Origin of the sequence: Frigoribacterium sp. PhB107 (genome assembly GCF_003751515.1) — a bacterium.
Classification (GTDB): Bacteria; Actinomycetota; Actinomycetes; order Actinomycetales; family Microbacteriaceae; genus Frigoribacterium.
The window spans coordinates 1,082,737-1,100,184 of the sequence record NZ_RJKU01000002.1 but is presented as its reverse complement, the minus strand read 5'-3'; the positions used below and the strand labels follow the sequence as shown (position 1 = coordinate 1,100,184).

Genomic DNA, 17,448 nt, shown 5'->3' with positions numbered 1-17,448 from the left:
CCACGACCTCACCGCTGGAGGAAGGCCAGGACGGCGAGCACCCGGCGGTGGTCGCTGCCGCTGTCCTCGAGCAACAGCTTCTGGAAGATCGAGGTGACGTTCTTCTCCACCGCACCGGTGCCGATGACGAGGGCGGCGGCGATGGCCGCGTTGGTGCGACCCTCGGCCATCAGGCCGAGCACCTCGCGCTCACGGGGCGTCAGCGCGGCGAGCGGGTCGCCTCGCCGGCCGAGCAGCTGCGAGACGACCTGGGGGTCGAGCACCGTGCCGCCGTCGGCCACCCGGCCGAGCGCGTCGCCGAACTCGTCCACGGAGGCGACGCGGTCCTTGAGCAGGTAGCCCACTCCCCCGCTGCCCGCCTCGAGCAGGTCGCGGGCGTACGCCACCTCGACGTACTGCGAGAGCAGCAGGATGCCGAGCCCGGGACGGCGGCGTCGGGCCTCGATCGCGGCGCGGACCCCCTCGTCGGTGTGGGTCGGGGGCATCCGCACGTCGAGCACCGCGACGTCGGGCGCCTTCTCGTCGAGCTCGGCCAGGAGGGAGTCCGCGTCGCCGTAGGCACCGACGACGTCGGCGCCGATCTCGTCGAGGAGGCGGACGAGGCCCTCGCGGAGCAGCACCGAGTCGTCCGCGACGACGACGCGCAGGGCGGGGGTCACAGGTCGCTCGGGCACCCCGCCAGTCTAGGGAGCGGGCGGCGCGGCGGGAGCAGCCGGACCGGTCGCCTCGACCTCCGTGGGCGAGTCGTCGACGAGCGGGATGCTCACCGTCACGATGGTCGGCCCGCCCGCCGGGCTGGAGATGTCGAGGAACCCGCCCAGGCCCACGAGCCTCTCCTGCACGCCGGCGAGCCCGTGTCCGTCGCGGAGGCCCGCGCCGCCCTGGCCGTCGTCGGTGACGACGAGCTCGAGCAGGGTGCCCCGGCCGTCGGGAGCGGTCCGCGTGCGCAGCACGAGGTCGGCCGAGATCGCTGACGAGTGCTTGCCCGTGTTGGTCACGAGCTCGGAGGCGATGAAGTAGGCGTTCCGCTGGATCTCCGCGGGCAGCACGACGTGGGCGGGCACCCGGTCCAGCAGGGTCGTCGGGATGACCGCGCGGTCGACGAGCGACTCGAGCGCCGCGACCAGGCCCCGGTCGAGCAGAAGAGGAGGCGCGAAGCCGCGGGACAGGGCGCGCAGCTCCTCGAGGGCCTCGCGGGACTGGGCCCGCGCCTCCTCGATCAGGGCCTTGCCCTTCTCGGGGTCGGAGTCGACGGCCCTGGCCGCCGCGGCGAGGTCCATCTGCAGGCGCACGAGACGCTGCTGCGGCCCGTCGTGGATGTCTCGCTCGAGGCGACGGAGGGCCGTGCCCTCGGCCGACAGGGCCGCCGTGCGCGAGATCTCTCGGTCGGCGAGCTCGACGGCGAGCTGGTCGCTGCGGAAGCCGCCGAGCATGGCGGCGGCGATCGCGTGGTGCATCACGACGAAGCCGTGCACGACGAAGGGCATCAGCAGCACGACGCCCGCGAGCACGACGGCCCCGAGCAGGAGGAGCAGGAGCCCGCCGCCGCCGCCGACGACCGCGTGCAGGCCGTCGCCGCCAGGAACGCTGCCGACGACCACGCCGCCGAAGACGAACAACAGGGCGGGGCCCGCGACGAGCAGCACGACGACCGTGGTCGTGAGGGCGGCCGCAGCCGGGAACACCACGAGGCCGTAGAGCAGGTACAGCCAGTAGTGCGGGTTCGCGAAGGCCGAGAGCGCGCGGACGCCGCGGTTGTCGGAGCGGCCCCAGGTCGTGTTCGGCGTCCAGTCGACGGGACGCACGGGCCGGTCGATCGCCCAGCGCAGGCGGATCACCTCGAACGTGCCGAACCAGCGCGCCAGCCACAGGCTCGCGAAGACCACGACCGCGAGGAAGACGAACCCGACGACCGAGTTGTCGGCCTGGCCGAGCGACCGGAAGAAGAGGGTGGAGAGGCCGCCGATCACGACGACCAGCACCGCCGACAGGGCGACGTAGCCGAGCTCGCGCGGCAGCGCACGCCAGCGACGCCCGTAGCCGCCGGGCGGGGGCGGCGGCGAGAGGTAGGGGTTCGTGGGGGCGCTGATGGTGCTCTCCTGGGTCATGCCTCGAGCCTCGCGGAGGCGCGGGCACCGTCCCATGGTGCCAGCGCCCGAGAGGGCGGTGGGGTTATCCCCCGCCCGGGCAGGTGAGGCGAGGCTGGCCTCGGTGAGCCGAGCCTCAGCTTGCTTGCGGAATCCGCTCAGCCCTCTACCGTGGGGTAGATCGTCTAGGAAAGGACACCGCCATGACCGACGCCACCACCATCACCGTCCCCCAGGGTTCCGTCGACCCCGACGTCGCCGCCGGCGTCGCCCAGTTCCTCAGCCCGATCGTCACCGACCTCACCGCACTGTCGGTCAACGGCAAGCAGGCGCACTGGCACGTGCGCGGCATCGCGTTCGTCGCCGTGCACGAGCTGATCGACGTGGTCGTCGACCACGCCCGCGAGTGGGCCGACCTCGCCGCCGAGCGCGTCGTCGCCCTCGGCCTGCCCGTCGACGCCCGCATCGAGACCGTCGCCGCCAAGACGAGCATCCCGACGACCTCGCCCGGCTTCAACCAGATCGACCGCACGATCGCCGAGCTGGTCGCCCAGATCGACGCCTCCCTCGTCGCCGTCCGCACGGCCATCGACGAGCTCGGTGAACTCGACGCGTCCAGCCAGGACGTCGCCATCGAGATCTCGCGCGGCCTCGAGAAGGACCGCTGGTTCCTCGCCGCGCACGTCGCTGGCTGAGTCCGCTCCCTCCTGACGAACGGAGGCCGTCGCCCCTCGGGGCGGCGGCCTCCGTCGTGCGCTGCCCCGTCGCGGGCACGGCAGAGCTGCGCGCCTCAGGGAGTGAGGAGCGTGAGGTGCGTGAGGTGCGTGAACCGTCCCCCGAGCAGGGTCGCCGAGACGACCATCGTGCGCAGGTCGTGGTCAGTCGCGGTCAGCGGGTCGATCTCCGTCACGACCAGGTCGGCCACGGAGCCGACCTCGACGCTCGTCCGGCCCCCGGTCGACGCGGCGAGGGCTGTCCGGGCCGCCAGACGCTGCTCCGGGTGCCACGGGTCGCGGCCGTCCCTCGCGCGCCACACGGCAGCCGCCATCGCGACCCAGGGGTCGAGCGGAGCGACCGGTGCGTCCGAGCCGAGCTGCAGGCGCACCCCGGCCTCCGCGAGGCTCCCCCACGCATAGGACCGCCCGGTGCGTCCGGCCCACAGCCGGTCGGCGACGTCGCGGTCGTCCATGGCGTGCTCGGGCTGGATGCTGGCCACGATCCCGAGCCGGGCGAAACGCTCGACGTCGACCGGGTCGAGCAGCTGCGCGTGCTCGATCGAGCCGCCGCAGCCGACCTCCTCGAGAGCGTCGAGGGCCGACGCGTTCGCCGCGTCGCCGATCGCGTGCACAGCGGGGACCAGGCCCGCCGAGGAGGCGCGTCTCAGGTGGTCGACGAGCGCCTCCCTGCCGTACGTCGCCACGCCCCGCGCCGCGGGGTCGCCCTCCATGCCCACGTAGGAGTCGTGGCACCACGCGGTCCGGGTGCCGAGCGAGCCGTCGGTGATGATCTTGGCCGGCCCCATCTCGACGAGTCCGTGCGTGTAGGGGACGACGTCTCCGGTGCGCAGTCCGCGCCCGACGACCTCGTCGAGGTCGGCCGGGTAGACGCCGGCGCGCACGCGGAGGCAGGTCGTGCCCGCCGCCACCCGCCGCGCCCAGCGGTCGACCGAGAGGGTCATCTCGAGGTCGACGATCCCGACGACGCCCCGGGCGGCGGCAGCCTCGGCGGCCTCGCCGACCCACTCGTCGAGCTGGTCCTCCGAGACGGCGCTGACCGCCGTGCTCACGGCGAAGGCGTCCGCCTCGCGCAGCAGGCCCGTCGGGTGGCCGCCGTGGCCGTGGGCCTCGAGGGCGCGGGAGTCGAGCCAGACGGAGTGCAGGTCCTTGCTGACGAGCACGACGGGGACGTCGCCGGAGACGGCGTCGAGCAGTGCCCGCGTCGGCTCGTCGGCCCAGAGCGCGTCCTGGAACCCGTAGCCGATCAGGGGCTGCCCGGGCGCCGGCGGCTGCGAGCGGAGGCGCTCCCCCACGAGCGACGCGGCCGCCGCGGCCGACCCGGCCGACGACACGTCGAGCCGGCGACGCACGAGCGCCCACTGGTCCATGTGCACGTGGGAGTCCCAGAGGCCCGGGCCGAGCCACCGGCCGTCGAGGTCGACGACCTCGGCGCCGTCGGGGACGGCGAGCCCCTGGCCGATCTCGGCGACGACGCCGTGGCGCAGGAGGACGTCGACGCGGTCGGCGTCCTCCGAGCTGTGGACGCCGGTGAGGCGGGCGTTCCTCAGGAGGACGGGAGGCGCCTCCTCGGGGGCGGTGCCGGTGCCCTGCCCAGAGGCGGTCCCGGAGCTCGGCTGGCTGTTGCTCACCGGTCGCGGACCCGGCGCATCTCGGCCGCGAGGGCAGGCTGGGCGTAGTGCTCCCCGTGCTCGAGCTCGTCGACGATGCGGTCGACGACCTCGGGCGCCTTGTTCTGGCTCAGCTTGGCGCGCGCGTCGAACCGGGTGACCCGCAGCCGGATGCCGACCGTGCCCTTGGCGACACGGCGCGAGCCCGCTTCGTCGAGCGTCAGGGTCGACGGCTCGGGCATGACGCGCTCGAAGTGGTCGACGAGCTCGCCGAGCACGCGGAAGTTCTCGTCGTCCGACAGGATCTCGGGCGTGCCCCAGAGGTGCGCCGTGACGTGGTTCCAGGTGGGGATGATCTGCTCGGCGGGGTACCAGCCTGGAGACACGTAGCCGTGCGGCCCCTGGACGATCACCATCACCTCGGCCGCGCCCAGCTCGAGCGACCGCTCGTCGGGCCTGCCCACGTGGCTGACGAGCACGATCGCAGCCGGGTCGGCAGGGTCGTCCTCGAGCACGACGGGGTAGTGCGAGGCGACGATCCCCTCCGCCGTCGAGGCGACGATCGTGGCCCACGGGTTCTCGCGGATCAGCCGCTTGACCTCGTCGACGTCGGACTGCACGAAGTGCGGAGTGTGGCGCATGGGCTCAAGTCTGGTCGACCGGGCACCAGTAGAGCTTCCGACCCGCGGCCATCTCCATCACGATGTTGGTGCCGCAGACCCGGCAGGGCAGGCCCTCGCGGTGGTAGACCCAGTGGCGGTCGGCCCGGCTGCGCAGGGCCTTCGCGTGCTGCGCCTTCGTGAGGCCGTCCATCGTCATCATCTGTCCGAGCTCGACGCCGCTCCGGAGCAGCTTCGTCCAGTCCTTGTAGATCGCCTTCAGCACGTCCTCCGGCACCTGGTTGCCGGGGGTGTGCGGATCGAGCCGCGCCCGGAAGAGCAGCTCGGCACGGTAGATGTTGCCGATGCCGCTCACGACGCTCTGGTCCATCAGCAGCAGGCCGATCGGGGTGCGCTTCTTCCGCACCGTCGTGACGAAGCGGTCGCTCCCCTTCTTCGGCGAGTCGACGAGCGGGTCGGGGCCGAGCTTGGCGATCGCCGTGTCGACCCCGGCGGCGTCGAGGACCTCGCACTTCGTGGGGCCGCGCAGGTCGCCGACGGCCGTGTCGGTGAGCAGGCGCACCCGCACCTGGCCGACGGGCTCGGGCGGGAACGACTCGATGTCGTCCTCGGCCTTCTCCTGCTCGGCCATCCGGACGCGGCTGCGACGTGGCGCGCCGATGCTCGCCATCGAGTCCTCGCCGTCGTCGTCGGGGGCCGCCTCCGCCTTGCGGGTGCGGGCCCGACGAGTCCGCGACTCGGCCATCGAGTGGCCCGTGGCGATGTCGCCCGCGAAGTCCCACGCGCCGTAGAGGCCGAGGTGCACGTGCAGCCAGAGGCCGTTGTCGAACTCGAGGAACATCTGCTTGCCGACGGCCTTGGCGTCGACCATCGTCGCGCCGTCGAGCTTCTCGGCCCCGGCGGCGAACCGCCCCTGGGGCGAGCTCACCTCGCACCGGCTCCCCACGAAGGTCTGCTCGAACTGGTTGGCGATGCGGTGGACGGAATGGCCCTCGGGCACGGCGGCACCTCACTGGCTGGGTCGACCGGCCGGAGCCGGTCCGACGGGGACGACGGAGCGGCGGGGCCCGGAGGTCCCGCCGCTCCCGACGTTACGTCGTCAGTCGACCGGGTGCCCGGCGATCGCCCCGGTGGTCTCGTACTCGCCCACCTGGGCGATGCGGCGGACGTGGCGCTCGTCGTGGCTGAAGGGCTCGGCGACGAACGCGTCGATGAAGGCCAGCGCCTCCGCCTCCGTGTGCTGACGGGCGCCGATGGCGATCACGTTCGCGTCGTTGTGCTGACGGGCGAGCTTCGCGGTCGAGTCGTTCCAGACCAGGGCGGCACGGACGCCCTCGACCTTGTTCGCGGCGATCTGCTCGCCGTTGCCCGAGCCGCCGAAGACGACGCCGAGGGCCTCGTGGCCGGCCCGCTGGTCACGGACGACGGCCCGGGCCGCCGCGATGCAGAACGACGGGTAGTCGTCGAGCGGCTCGTAGCTGGTCGGGCCGTGGTCGGTGACGTCGTGGCCGGCGTCGGAGAGGTGACGGATGACGGTCTTGCTGAAGTCGAGACCGGCGTGATCGGTCGCCACGTGGATGCGCATGCTGTCGATCCTAGGACGGCCCCGGCCACGGCCCTGCGTCAGTCGAAGATCGGGCCGACCGTGCGCGTGCGCTTGATCTCGAAGAAGCCCGGGTACGAGGCGGCGGCGACCACGCCGTCCCACAGGGTCAGGGCGATCTCGCCCCTCGGCGCCGGCGAGATGACGGGTCCGAAGAAGGCGGTGCCGTTCACGGCGATCACGGGCGTGCCGACGTCCTGCCCGACGCGGCCGATGCCGTCGAAGTGGCTGGCCCGCATCTGCTCGTCGTACATGTCCGAGTCGGCGTGGGCGGCGAACTCCGCGGGCAGGCCGACCTCGGCGAGCGCGGCGGGGATGACGACGTCGGCGTCGGTCTCGCCGCCCGGGTGGATGCGCGTGCCGAGCGCGTCGTAGAGGGGCTTCACGATCTGCTGGCCGTGCAGCTCGCCGGCGGCGGTGACGAGGCGCGTGTAGCGCAGCATCCGGGCGAAGGCCGCCCTGTACTCGTCGCTGACGTCGTTGCCCTCGTTCAGCACCGCCAGGCTCATGATGTGGAACGTCACGTCGAGGTCGCGGTGACGAGCGACCTCGTCGACCCAGCGGCTGGTCATCCAGGCCCAGGGGCAGGAGGGGTCGAACCAGAAGTCGACGGAGGTGTGGGGCGCGGGGGCGACGGTGTCGGTCATGCCCCCAGTGAACACCCCGGCGTCGGGGGGCCGGTCTAGGCTCGTCCGGGGACCACGAGTCCCGCATCGTCACCTCAAGAACGACACCTCAAGACGGATGGAGCAAGCGTGCCCGGAGAGAACCTGACCCGACTCGAGGCGCAGGAGCGCAAGAGCGTCGTCGACGTGCAGTCGTACGAGATCGAGCTCGACCTGACCCGGGGGGCCGAGGTGTTCGGCAGCTCGACGACGGTCCGGTTCACCGCGACGCCCGGCGCCTCGACCTTCATCGACGCCCTCACGCGCACCGTGCACTCGGCCACGCTGAACGGCGCCGCCCTCGACGTGGCGGCCGTCAACGACGGTGTGCGGATCCAGCTCGACGACCTCGCCGCCGAGAACGTGCTCGAGGTCGTCGCCGACGCCGAGTACACGAACACCGGCGAGGGCCTGCACCGCTTCGTCGACCCCGTCGACGACGAGGTCTACCTCTACTCGCAGTTCGAGGTGCCCGACAGCCGCCGCGTCTTCGCGGTCTTCGAGCAGCCCGACCTCAAGGCGACGTTCCAGTTCACCGTGACCGCCCCCTCCCGCTGGCAGGTCGTCTCGAACCAGCCGACGCCCGAGCCCGCGGTCGACGGCGAGGTCGCCACCTGGACGTTCTCGCCCACCCCGGTGCTGTCGAGCTACATCACGGCGATCGTCGCCGGTCCCTACGACGTCGTGCGCAGCGAGCTCACGAGCTCGGACGGCCGCACGATCCCCCTCGGCATCTTCACGCGTCGCTCGCTCACCGAGTTCCTCGACGCCGACTACATCTTCGAGAAGACGCGTCAGGGCTTCGCCTACTACGAGGAGAAGTTCCGCTACCCGTACCCGTTCGACAAGTACGACCAGCTCTTCGTGCCCGAGTTCAACGCCGGCGCGATGGAGAACGCAGGCGCCGTCACCTTCGTCGAGACCTACGTGTTCCGCAGCAAGGTGACCGACGCGATCAAGGAGCGCCGGGTCGTCACGATCCTGCACGAGCTAGCCCACATGTGGTTCGGCGACCTCGTCACCATGAAGTGGTGGAACGACCTCTGGCTGAACGAGTCGTTCGCCGAGTGGGCGTCGACCATCTCGACGGCCGAGGCCACCGAGTGGACCGAGGCCTGGACGACGTTCCAGGCGATGGAGAAGAGCTGGGCCTACCGCCAGGACCAGCTGCCCTCGACGCACCCCGTCGTCGCGACGATCAACGACCTCGAGGACGTCCAGGTCAACTTCGACGGCATCACCTACGCCAAGGGCGGCTCGGTGCTGAAGCAGCTCGTCGCCTGGGTCGGGATCGACGCGTTCTACGCCGGCGTCGCCGCGTACTTCCAGAAGCACCACCACTCGAACACCGAGCTCCGCGACCTGCTCGTCGAGCTCGAGGCCACCTCGGGGCGCGAGCTCACGAGCTGGAGCGAGAAGTGGCTCGAGACCGCGGGCGTCAACACGCTGCGTCCCGAGATCGAGACGGACGCCGACGGCGTCATCACCTCGTTCGCCCTCCTGCAGGAGGCGCCGGCCGACTACCCGACGATCCGCCCGCACCGCCTCGCGGTCGGCCTCTACGACTTCGACGGCGACGCCCTCGTGCGGACGCACCGGGTCGAGATCGACGTCGACGGCACCCGCACCGACGTGCCCGAGCTCGTCGGCCAGCGCCGCGGGGCCCTCGTGCTCACCAACGACGACGACCTCGCCTACGCGAAGATCCGCCTCGACGAGCAGTCGCTCGCCACCGCGATCGAGCACCTCGCGTCGATCTCCGACCCGCTGGCCCGCGCCCTCGTCTGGGGCTCCGTCTGGGACGCCACGCGCGACGCCGAGACCTCGCCCTCCGACTACGTCCGCCTCGTGCTGTCGAACATCGCGAGCGAGACCGAGTCGACGACGATCCGCACGACCCTGACCCAGCTGGTGCAGGCCGCGCGCAGCTACGTGGCGCCGTCCCGTCGCGCCGAGGTGCTCGCCGAGGTCGGCGACCGCCTCCTCGACCTGGCGAAGGAGGCGGAGGCCGGGTCGGACGCTCAGTTCCAGTTCGTGAAGTTCTTCGCCGCCGCTGCGTCGACCCCGGCGCACGCCGACGCGCTCCGTGCCCTGCACGACGGGTCGCTGGCGCTCGACGGGCTCGAGGTCGACACCGACCTGCGCTGGGAGCTGCTCGAGGGCCTCGTGCTCGTCGGCGTCGCCGGCGAGGCCGAGATCGACGCCGCGCTCGAGGCGGACAACACCGCCAACGGCGCCCAGGCCGCCGCCCGCGCCCGCGCGGCGATCCCGACGGCCGAGGGCAAGCTCGCCGCCTTCGCGTCGGTCGTCGACAGCGCCGAGCAGCCGAACGCCATCGTGCGCGCGACCGCCCAGGGCTTCCAGCACACGAACGACCCGGCCGTGCTGCAGCCCGTGGTCGAGCGCTACTTCTCGTCGATCACGGGAATCTGGGAGTCGCGCAGCTACCACATCGCCGACACGCTCGTCTCGGGCCTCTACCCGGCCGGGCTCGCCGACCAGCAGCTGGTCGACGCGACGCGCGCCTGGCTCGACGCGAACCCGGACGTTCCGGCGCTCCGCCGCATCGTGGTCGAGAGCCTCTCGGGCGTCGAGCGCGCCCTGCGCGTGCAGGCGGTCGACGCGCGCTAGTCAGCGGCGCGGGCGTCCCTCGGGGTCCCTGCGCGCCTCCTGCGTCACCGTCGGACGGCGGGCCCTGTTCACAGGGTCCGCCGTTCTCGCGTCCAGGCGGCTCTCGGCCGGCGTCGGCGGCTCGTGCGAAGCTTGACGGGATGATCGACTTCCTCGCTGCGGCCCCCACCGACACCCCTCCCGTCGAGTTCGACTGGGCAGCCTTCTGGGCGATGTGGGGCGTGCCCATCCGCATCCTCGCGATCATCGTCGTCGCGGTGCTGCTGCGGGTCGCGCTGCACTTCATGATCCGCCGCGTGGTCGACCAGGTCGTCAACGGCATCAAGCGCAAGCAGAACGTCGACGACACCCAGGCCCTGATCGCCTCGCCCCTGCAGGCGGTCCGCGTCGTGCAGCGCACCCGCACGCTCGGCAGCGTGCTCAACAACGTCGTCACGGTGCTGATCGCCGGCGTCGCGCTCGTCCTCGTGCTCGGCGAGCTGAACTTCGACGTCGTCGCGATCGTCGGCGCGGCCAGCGTGGTCGGCGCCGGTCTCGCCTTCGGCGCGCAGAACATCGTGAAGGACCTGCTGAACGGCATCTTCATGGTCGCAGAAGACCAGCTGGGGGTCGGCGACGTCGTCGACGTCGGGCCGGCGACCGGGGTCGTCGAGGCGGTGGGCATCCGCGTCACCCAGATCCGCGACGTCAACGGGGTGCTCTGGTTCGTCCGGAACGGCGAGATCCTCCGGGTCGGCAACATGTCGCAGGGCTGGACCCGGGTCGTCATCGACCTCGCCGTGCCCTACGAGGCCGACGTCGACACGGTCCAGGCGGCCATGCTCAAGGCGGCCACCGACATGGCGGCGCTGCCGAAGTGGGGGCGCAGCATGATCGACGCCCCCGAGGTCTGGGGCCTGCAATCGATCGCCGAGGAGCACGTCGTCATCCGCATCGTGTCCAAGACCCGGTCGTCCGAGCGCGACAACGTCGACCGCGAGCTGCGGTCGCGCCTGAAGAAGGCGACTGACGAGCTGGGCATCACGCTCCCCTCGCTCAGCAGCGTCGTCCTCACGGGCTTCGACGGCGCCTCCTCGGTGCAGGGCGCCCGCCCGCCGCAGACCGTGCCCACCCCGCACGTCCGACCCTCGAAGGGCAAGCGCTCGTGACCGACCTCCCCCTCGGCCCGCCTCCTGCGGGCGCCTCCCAGCCGATCACCCTGCGCAGCGGCGCGGGGCGTGACGACGCTCAGGGCAACTTCTGGCAGCAGATCGGCGGCCGGCCGACCTTCGAGCGGCTCGTCCGCCGCTTCTACGAGGGCGTGCAGACCGATGACGTCCTCTGGCCGATGTACCCGGAGCACGACCTCGAGGGCGCGATCCAGCGCCTCGCCGGGTTCCTCGAACAGTACTGGGGCGGCCCGACCACCTACAGCGACGAGCGTGGGCACCCGCGGCTGCGGATGCGGCACATGCCGTTCACGGTCACGCCGGAGGCGCGCGACCGGTGGCTGCACCACATGCGCACCGCGGTCGACGAGCTCGAGCTCTCGCCCCTCCACGACGCGACGCTGTGGGCCTACCTCGACCGGGCGGCCCACGCCATGGTCAACGCCCCCGGCGCTTGACCAGCACGTGCCCGCGGCTGGTCGTCAGCCGGGTCCAGGCACCCGTCTCGTAGAGCGAGACCGCCTCGCCGTCACCGAGGAACCCGAGGCTGAGCGCCGCGAACGCGGCCCCGGCCGGGACGGCCTCGACGCCGTCCACCGGGCGCGACCACACCTCGGACCGCACGCGGTGGACGATCTGCTCGCCCGCGTTCTCGGGCAGGGCGGAGGCGATCTCGTCGATGCCCGCCGTCGCCGCGGCGTCGAGCGAGGGAGCGTCGGCGGCGCCCTTCGGCACCCAGCCGCCGCGCGGCGGCGAGATCGCCGCCCAGGTGACCGTCGCGACCTCGATCGGCAGGGTGACCGTCACGGGCGCCGTCGGGTCGACGACGTCGTTCTGCAGCCGGACGAGCCGCTCCTTGAGCGAGCGGACGGGGACCACCGCGTCGAACTCGGGGGCGTCGTCGAGCTGGAAGGTGCGGAGGCCCAGCACCGTCGGGCTCGAGTCGAGCAGCCCCAGCGGGTAGAAGACGGCGGCGTACACCGCGAGGACGCCGGAGCCGGCGACGAGGCGCACGGAGCCGTCCTCGACACGGCCGGCACGGCCCAGGAAGGTCGCGAGGTCGCTGAGGGACAGGGAATCGGGGAGGGCGAATGTACGGCTCATCGGCCCCCTAAACTACATCGGATGAGCGCCGATCCCCTGCAGAACCTGCTCGCCACCCTCGACCTCGCCCCGGCCGGCATCGTCGGCGGGCAGGACGTCTTCACCGGCACGTCGCAGCCCGAGCCGCTCGGCCGGGTCTTCGGCGGGCAGGTCATGGCGCAGGCGCTCGTCGCCGCCCAGCGGACCATCGTCGGCGACCGACCCGTCCACTCGCTGCACGGGTACTTCCTCCGGCCGGGCGACCTCACGATCCCCATCACGTTCACGGTCGACCGCATCCACGACGGTCGGTCGTTCGCCACCCGCCGGACGCAGGCGTCCCAGGACGGACTGCCGATCTTCTCGATGATCGCGTCCTTCCAGACGCCGGACGACGGCCTCGAGCACCAGGTCGCCATGCCCGACGGCCTGCCCGAGCCGGAGGACGTGCCGAGCGACGCCGAGCTGCTCGGCGCCGTCGACCACCCGATCGCCCAGGCCTGGGCGGCCGATCGTGCGTTCGACATGCGTCACGTGCCGTCGCCGGTCTACTTCAGCGTCGAGGGCGCGCGGGTCGAGCACCAGGCCGTGTGGCTGCGCGCGACGGGGACGCTGCCCGACGACCCCGACCTGCACCGCGCCTCCTTGCTGTACGCCAGCGACTACACCCTGCTCGAGCCGATCTACCGGCGCCACGGCGTGCCGCTCGTGACGCCCGGGCTCAAGGTCGCGAGCCTCGACCACGCCATGTGGTGGCACCGCCCGGCCCGCGTCGACGAGTGGCTGCTCTACGTGCAGGAGTCCCCGACAGCCGTCGGTGGCCGCGGGCTGTCCCTCGGGCGCATCTACGACCGCGCCGGCACGCTCGTCGCGAGCGTCGCCCAGGAGGGGATGGTGCGGGTCCCCCGCGCCTGACCCGGTCGAGCGCGGTCGAGGGCCGCGATCGACGGCTCACGGCCCCGGTCAGCGGCGACGGAACGTCAGCGGATCCTCGACGAACGGCGTCCAGGCTGCTCGCTCGTCGTCGGTGATGCGTCGCGGCGTCCCCGACGCCGTGTCGACGAGGACGATCGAGGTGGACGCCTTCGTGTAGAGCACGACGGGCTCGACCGCCGCGGGCGACCAGACCTCGTAGCAGACCTCGAGGCTGGCGCCTCCGAGACGGCCGATCCAGATCTGCACGTCGAGGGGCGCGCGGAGGTACGGCACCGGCACCAGGTACTCGAGCTCCTGTCGCGCGATGAGGGTCATCGTTGCGGCGTCCGGCCGGCCGTCCAGCACGGCGGCGCCCGACGTCTCGCCGACCGTGCCGTCCGACACCCAGAACGCGTCGATGCGCGCCTCCTCGAGGAGGCGCAGCATCGACGCGTTGTTCACGTGCCGGTACGCGTCCAGGTCGCTCCACCGGACCCGGGTCGGCACGTGCAGGCGGGCCATCTCAGTCGCGCGTCAGCTTGCGGTACGTGGCGGAGCTGGGCTTCGCCGCGTCGGCGCCGAGACGCTCGATCTTGTTCTCTTCGTAGGACTCGAAGTTGCCCTCGAACCAGTACCAGTTGGGGGTGCCGTCGTCGTTCAGGCCCTCCCACGAGAGGATGTGCGTCGCGATCCGGTCGAGGAACCACCGGTCGTGGGTGATGACCACGGCACAGCCGGGGAACTCGAGCAGCGCGTTCTCGAGGCTGCCCAGGGTCTCGACGTCGAGGTCGTTGGTGGGCTCGTCGAGCAGGAGGAGGTTGCCGCCCTGCTTGAGGGTCAGGGCCAGGTTGAGGCGGTTGCGCTCACCGCCGGAGAGGACCCCGGCCTTCTTCTGCTGGTCCGGGCCCTTGAAGCCGAACTGCGAGACGTAGGCCCGCGAGGGGATCTCCGTCTTGCCGACCGTGATGTAGTCGTGGCCCTCGGACACGACCTCCCACAGGTTCTTGTTCGCGTCGATGCCGCCGCGGCTCTGGTCGACGTACGAGATGTCGACCGTCTCGCCGACCCGCAGGTCTCCGCCGTCGAGGGGCTCGAGGCCGACGATCGTCTTGAAGAGCGTGGTCTTGCCGACCCCGTTCGGGCCGATGACCCCGACGATGCCGTTGCGGGGCAGCGTGAAGGTGAGGTCGTCGATCAGCACCCGCTCGCCGAACTGCTTGCGCAGCTTCTTCGCGTCGATGACCTGCGAGCCGAGACGCGGCCCGACGGGGATCACGATCTCCTCGAAGTCGAGGACCCTCGTGCGCTCGGCCTCGGTCGCCATCTCCTCGTAGCGGGCGAGACGCGCCTTCGACTTGGCCTGGCGGCCCTTGGCGTTGCTGCGCACCCACTCGAGCTCGGACGAGAGGCGCTTGGCGAGCTTCGCGTCCTTCTTGCCCTGCACCTGGAGGCGCTCGCCCTTCTTCTCGAGGTAGGTCGAGTAGTTGCCCTCGTAGGGGTAGAGGCGGCCGCGGTCGACCTCGGCGATCCACTCGGCGACGTGGTCGAGGAAGTACCGGTCGTGCGTCACGGCGAGGACGGCACCGGGGTACTTGCTGAGGTGCTGCTCGAGCCAGAGCACGCTCTCGGCGTCGAGGTGGTTGGTGGGCTCGTCGAGGAGCAGCAGGTCGGGCTTCTGCAGCAGCAGCTTGCAGAGCGCGACGCGGCGCTTCTCACCGCCCGAGAGGTTCGCGACCTCGGCGTCGCCCGGAGGCGTCCGCAGGGCGGACATGGCCTGCTCGAGCTGGGAGTCGAGATCCCACGCGTCGGCCGCGTCGATCTCCTCCTGCAGGGTGCCCATCTCGGCGAGCAGCGCGTCGAAGTCGGCGTCGGGCTCGGCCATCGCGGCCGACACCTCGTTGAAGCGGTCGAGCTTCTGCTTGATCGGGCCGACGCCCTCCTGCACGTTCTCGAGGACGCTCTTCGTCTCATCGAGCTCCGGTTCTTGCATGAGGATGCCGACGGTGTAGCCGGGCGAGAGCTTGGCCTCGCCGTTGCTGGGGGTGTCGAGCCCGGCCATGATCTTGAGGATCGTGGACTTGCCGGCACCGTTGGGGCCGACGACGCCGATCTTGGCGCCGGGGATGAACGACATGGTCACGTCGTCGAGGATCAGCTTGTCGCCGACCGCCTTGCGGGCACGGACCATGGAGTAGATGTATTCGGCCATGCCCACCAGTCTATCGGTGGGGCGCCGTCACCAGTCGATCGAACGGGTGGTGCCGACCAGGCAGGACCCGGTGCCGAGGACGGGCGCGACCTCGCTGGCGAACCCGGTCGCCCCGGTCTGGCCCACGAGGCAGTCGCTGCCCCAGAGCACCGAGAACTGCACGGTGTCGGCCGCGCGCCCGATCGACGTCGAGTCCGGGGTCACCTGCATGGCCGCCTTGTCGAAGCCCGCCGCCGTGAGCGTGTCGACGATCGTGCGGCCGTCGCCGGCTCCGCCGCCGTCGAGGTGGCGCGACACCGTCATGTCGAAGAACGCCTTCGCCTCGTCGGTCGTGGAGTCGGCCGTGAGCGTCGGGTCGGGCACGGGCGTCGCGCCGTCCGTGGTCGGCGCGGGGCTCGGGGCGGTCTCGCCCGACGTGCAGCCGGCGAGCGCGACGGCGACGAGCACGACGGCGCCCGCGCGCAGGGCGACGAGTGGGAGACGGGTCACGGGGGGCCTTCCTCGGCGGGCCCGGTCAGGGCCGTGACGATCCTACGACGCGGGCCGGGGTCGGATGCCGACGCCCCCGGCCGGTCAGAAGGGCGGCACGCCCACCCGGTCGACGGCGTCGGCGGGTTCGTGGCGCGCGGCCTCTCCGGGGGTGCCGGCCGCCGAGGGGGCCTGCTCGTCGACGGCAGGGCCGCCGTCCGTGGCCCACCCGCCGGACGAGGAGGCGGGCGACTCGGCACCGGGAGAGGTCGCGGCGTCGCCCGCCGCGCCTCCTGCGGCCGCCTCGGACGAGCCCAAGGGGGCCGCCGCAGCCGACGTCGAGCGGACGAACGCCGAGCGGCCCCAGCGCAGGTCGTGGCCGATCGCGTCCGCGTCGACCTCGACGGTCGTGCCCGACTTGTCGCCGGCCTCCCACGCACGGACGCGGAGGCGGCCGAGGACGACGACCCGCTCGCCCTTGTGGAGGCTCTGCCCCGCGTTGGCGCCGAGCGCCCGGAAGGCGGTGACGGTGTACCAGTTCGTGTCGCCGTCGACCCACTCGTCCTTGACGCGGTCGAAGCGCCGGTGGGTGGAGGCGAGCCGGAAGCTGGCGATGTCGAGGCCGGCCTCGGTGGTGACGACGCGAGGGTCGGTGGCGATGATCCCGGTGAGGGTGATGGTGTCTGTCATGCGGGGAGTCTCACGGGACCGGGCCGGCGGGCGGGCGGGCACCGCGCCTCCTTGTGGAGGGAGTGCCCGGCCCGCCGCGACGGGGAGGGACGAAGGCCGCCCCCCAGGGAGATCAGTGCTCGTGGAACTCCGGGTAGTCGGCGCCCGGGCCGAGGGCGGCGAAGAGCGCGCTCTTGGCCACGGCCAGGGTCGGGTACTCGCCGCTCTGCTCCGAACGGGCGGCGAGGCGGACCACGAAGCCGCCCCCGGTGCGCCCGATCGACCCGACGGTCCCCGCGGGGCCGACGGCGACCCAGGTCTGGCCGGCGGAGTCCGCGGCGTCGTTCGTGCTGCTCGTGTCCGTCGTGCTGGTCGTGCTGGTCGTGCTGGTCTGGTCGCTCATCGTCGAGCACCGTCCTCTCTGCAGTGGATCATCGAGCGCGTCGCGCAGCTGCGCGACGCGCGCTCAGGTCGCGAGCACCCACCTCGCGAAGCTCTTGCGGACCTTCGTCACCTTGGGCAGGGCGACCGCGGTGCAGTAGCCCTGGCCCGGGTTCTTCTCGAAGAAGTCCTGGTGCTCGGGCTCGGCCTCGAACCACGGGCCGAGTCGCTCGACCGTGGTGACGACGCCTCCGCCCCACGTCTCGGCCGCACGGTCGCGGGCCGCCTCGAACAGCTCGACCTGCGCGTCGTCGGCGGCGAACATGGCCGAGCGGTACTGCGTGCCGACGTCGGCGCCCTGTCGGTCGAGCTGCCGCGGGTCGTGCAGCGTGAAGAACACGTCGAGCACGACGTCGGCCGGGAGCACCGCAGGGTCGAACGTCACCGCGACCGCCTCGGCGTGCCCGGTCGTCCCCGTGCAGACGTCGTCGTACGAGGGGTGCGCCGTCCGGCCGCCCGTGTAGCCGGACACGACCGCCGAGACCCCGTCGAGGGTTCGGAACACCGCGTCGAGGCACCAGAAGCAGCCGCCGGCGAGCACGAACGTGGTCATGTCGGCGAGGGT

The 17,448-nt window shown here is 72.1% G+C and carries 19 protein-coding genes; 5 read left to right on the top strand and 14 right to left on the bottom strand.

Annotation, left to right across the window (positions count from 1 at the left end):
- Window positions 1-8: 8 nt before the first annotated feature.
- Both EDF18_RS13375 and EDF18_RS13370 read right to left on the bottom strand, forming a co-directional pair.
- Window positions 9-647, bottom strand: coding sequence for a response regulator transcription factor (locus EDF18_RS13375; RefSeq protein WP_192041457.1), 639 nt, complete (start codon window positions 645-647; stop codon window positions 9-11).
- 36 nt (window positions 648-683) lie between these two features.
- A complete protein-coding gene (locus tag EDF18_RS13370) occupies window positions 684-2,108 on the bottom strand; it encodes a sensor histidine kinase (RefSeq protein WP_158614677.1) in 1,425 nt (474 codons plus the stop codon).
- A gap of 182 nt (window positions 2,109-2,290) precedes the next feature.
- On the opposite strand from EDF18_RS13370, the gene EDF18_RS13365 reads away from it, so the two are divergent.
- A complete protein-coding gene (locus tag EDF18_RS13365; protein ID WP_123548224.1) occupies window positions 2,291-2,782 on the top strand; it encodes a Dps family protein in 492 nt (163 codons plus the stop codon).
- Between the two features lie 95 nt (window positions 2,783-2,877).
- Here the strand turns inward: EDF18_RS13365 and EDF18_RS13360 are convergent, their stop codons facing one another.
- From EDF18_RS13360 to EDF18_RS13340, 5 genes are all read right to left on the bottom strand, one after another.
- Window positions 2,878-4,452: an amidohydrolase gene (locus EDF18_RS13360; RefSeq protein WP_123548223.1), complete on the bottom strand. Its 1,575-nt coding sequence runs from the start codon at window positions 4,450-4,452 to the stop codon at window positions 2,878-2,880.
- Complete coding sequence (locus tag EDF18_RS13355; protein ID WP_123548222.1) at window positions 4,449-5,072, bottom strand: FMN-binding negative transcriptional regulator; 624 nt, start codon at window positions 5,070-5,072, stop codon at window positions 4,449-4,451. Before EDF18_RS13355 ends, EDF18_RS13360 begins: the two co-directional genes overlap by 4 nt.
- A gap of 4 nt (window positions 5,073-5,076) precedes the next feature.
- The gene (locus EDF18_RS13350) at window positions 5,077-6,051 is read right to left on the bottom strand and encodes an Fpg/Nei family DNA glycosylase (protein WP_123548221.1); all 975 of its coding nucleotides are present in this window, start codon (window positions 6,049-6,051) and stop codon (window positions 5,077-5,079) included.
- A 99-nt stretch (window positions 6,052-6,150) separates the two neighbouring features.
- Entirely contained in the window at window positions 6,151-6,636 is a 486-nt protein-coding gene (locus tag EDF18_RS13345; protein WP_123548220.1) for a ribose-5-phosphate isomerase, read from the bottom strand.
- Window positions 6,637-6,674: 38 nt separating this feature from the next.
- Entirely contained in the window at window positions 6,675-7,301 is a 627-nt protein-coding gene (locus EDF18_RS13340; protein ID WP_123548219.1) for a DsbA family protein, read from the bottom strand.
- A gap of 108 nt (window positions 7,302-7,409) precedes the next feature.
- Here EDF18_RS13340 and pepN point away from each other — a divergent pair, with 108 nt between their 5' ends.
- The 3 genes from pepN to EDF18_RS13325 all read left to right on the top strand — a co-directional run bounded on the left by pepN (window position 7,410) and on the right by EDF18_RS13325 (window position 11,556).
- Window positions 7,410-9,950: an aminopeptidase N gene (gene pepN, locus EDF18_RS13335; RefSeq protein WP_123548218.1), complete on the top strand. Its 2,541-nt coding sequence runs from the start codon at window positions 7,410-7,412 to the stop codon at window positions 9,948-9,950.
- A 140-nt stretch (window positions 9,951-10,090) separates the two neighbouring features.
- Window positions 10,091-11,098: a mechanosensitive ion channel family protein gene (locus tag EDF18_RS13330; protein ID WP_233569141.1), complete on the top strand. Its 1,008-nt coding sequence runs from the start codon at window positions 10,091-10,093 to the stop codon at window positions 11,096-11,098.
- 50 nt (window positions 11,099-11,148) lie between these two features.
- Window positions 11,149-11,556, top strand: coding sequence for a globin (locus EDF18_RS13325; protein ID WP_123548365.1), 408 nt, complete (start codon window positions 11,149-11,151; stop codon window positions 11,554-11,556).
- Here EDF18_RS13325 and EDF18_RS13320 read toward each other — a convergent pair.
- Window positions 11,537-12,202 (bottom strand): hypothetical protein, encoded by a 666-nt coding sequence (locus EDF18_RS13320; protein ID WP_123548217.1) that lies wholly within the window; start codon window positions 12,200-12,202, stop codon window positions 11,537-11,539. The genes EDF18_RS13325 and EDF18_RS13320 overlap by 20 nt on opposite strands.
- 21 nt (window positions 12,203-12,223) lie before the next feature.
- On the opposite strand from EDF18_RS13320, the gene EDF18_RS13315 reads away from it, so the two are divergent.
- Window positions 12,224-13,096, top strand: a complete 873-nt coding sequence (locus EDF18_RS13315) for an acyl-CoA thioesterase II (protein ID WP_123548216.1) — start codon at window positions 12,224-12,226, stop codon at window positions 13,094-13,096.
- Between the two features lie 48 nt (window positions 13,097-13,144).
- On the opposite strand, the gene EDF18_RS13310 is transcribed toward EDF18_RS13315, so the two are convergent.
- From EDF18_RS13310 to msrA, 6 genes are all read right to left on the bottom strand, one after another.
- Window positions 13,145-13,618 carry a thioesterase family protein gene (locus tag EDF18_RS13310; protein WP_123548215.1) on the bottom strand — a complete coding sequence of 158 codons (474 nt, stop codon included), beginning with the start codon at window positions 13,616-13,618 and terminating at the stop codon, window positions 13,145-13,147.
- 1 nt (window position 13,619) lies between these two features.
- Window positions 13,620-15,305: an energy-dependent translational throttle protein EttA gene (gene ettA / locus EDF18_RS13305; protein WP_123548364.1), complete on the bottom strand. Its 1,686-nt coding sequence runs from the start codon at window positions 15,303-15,305 to the stop codon at window positions 13,620-13,622.
- A gap of 27 nt (window positions 15,306-15,332) precedes the next feature.
- Complete coding sequence (locus tag EDF18_RS13300) at window positions 15,333-15,794, bottom strand: hypothetical protein (protein ID WP_123548214.1); 462 nt, start codon at window positions 15,792-15,794, stop codon at window positions 15,333-15,335.
- A gap of 84 nt (window positions 15,795-15,878) precedes the next feature.
- A complete protein-coding gene (locus tag EDF18_RS13295; protein ID WP_123548213.1) occupies window positions 15,879-16,463 on the bottom strand; it encodes a single-stranded DNA-binding protein in 585 nt (194 codons plus the stop codon).
- A 112-nt stretch (window positions 16,464-16,575) separates the two neighbouring features.
- Window positions 16,576-16,845, bottom strand: a complete 270-nt coding sequence (locus EDF18_RS13290; protein WP_199732432.1) for a methyltransferase — start codon at window positions 16,843-16,845, stop codon at window positions 16,576-16,578.
- 63 nt (window positions 16,846-16,908) lie between these two features.
- A complete protein-coding gene (msrA, locus tag EDF18_RS13285) occupies window positions 16,909-17,436 on the bottom strand; it encodes a peptide-methionine (S)-S-oxide reductase MsrA (RefSeq protein ID WP_123548212.1) in 528 nt (175 codons plus the stop codon).
- Window positions 17,437-17,448 lie beyond the last annotated feature (12 nt).

What these genes read in the sequence shown, in the direction of transcription:
- EDF18_RS13370 (WP_158614677.1), bottom strand. Translation starts at nt 2,108, where the DNA reads ATGACCCAGGAGAGCACCATCAGCGCCCCCACGAACCCCTACCTCTCG.
- EDF18_RS13365 (WP_123548224.1), top strand. Translation starts at nt 2,291, where the DNA reads ATGACCGACGCCACCACCATCACCGTCCCCCAGGGTTCCGTCGACCCC.
- EDF18_RS13355 (WP_123548222.1), bottom strand. Translation starts at nt 5,072, where the DNA reads ATGCGCCACACTCCGCACTTCGTGCAGTCCGACGTCGACGAGGTCAAG.
- EDF18_RS13345 (WP_123548220.1), bottom strand. Translation starts at nt 6,636, where the DNA reads ATGCGCATCCACGTGGCGACCGATCACGCCGGTCTCGACTTCAGCAAG.
- EDF18_RS13340 (WP_123548219.1), bottom strand. Translation starts at nt 7,301, where the DNA reads ATGACCGACACCGTCGCCCCCGCGCCCCACACCTCCGTCGACTTCTGG.
- EDF18_RS13330 (WP_233569141.1), top strand. Translation starts at nt 10,091, where the DNA reads ATGATCGACTTCCTCGCTGCGGCCCCCACCGACACCCCTCCCGTCGAG.
- EDF18_RS13320 (WP_123548217.1), bottom strand. Translation starts at nt 12,202, where the DNA reads ATGAGCCGTACATTCGCCCTCCCCGATTCCCTGTCCCTCAGCGACCTC.
- EDF18_RS13315 (WP_123548216.1), top strand. Translation starts at nt 12,224, where the DNA reads ATGAGCGCCGATCCCCTGCAGAACCTGCTCGCCACCCTCGACCTCGCC.
- EDF18_RS13310 (WP_123548215.1), bottom strand. Translation starts at nt 13,618, where the DNA reads ATGGCCCGCCTGCACGTGCCGACCCGGGTCCGGTGGAGCGACCTGGAC.
- ettA (WP_123548364.1), bottom strand. Translation starts at nt 15,305, where the DNA reads ATGGCCGAATACATCTACTCCATGGTCCGTGCCCGCAAGGCGGTCGGC.
- EDF18_RS13295 (WP_123548213.1), bottom strand. Translation starts at nt 16,463, where the DNA reads ATGACAGACACCATCACCCTCACCGGGATCATCGCCACCGACCCTCGC.
- EDF18_RS13290 (WP_199732432.1), bottom strand. Translation starts at nt 16,845, where the DNA reads ATGAGCGACCAGACCAGCACGACCAGCACGACCAGCACGACGGACACG.
- msrA (WP_123548212.1), bottom strand. Translation starts at nt 17,436, where the DNA reads ATGACCACGTTCGTGCTCGCCGGCGGCTGCTTCTGGTGCCTCGACGCG.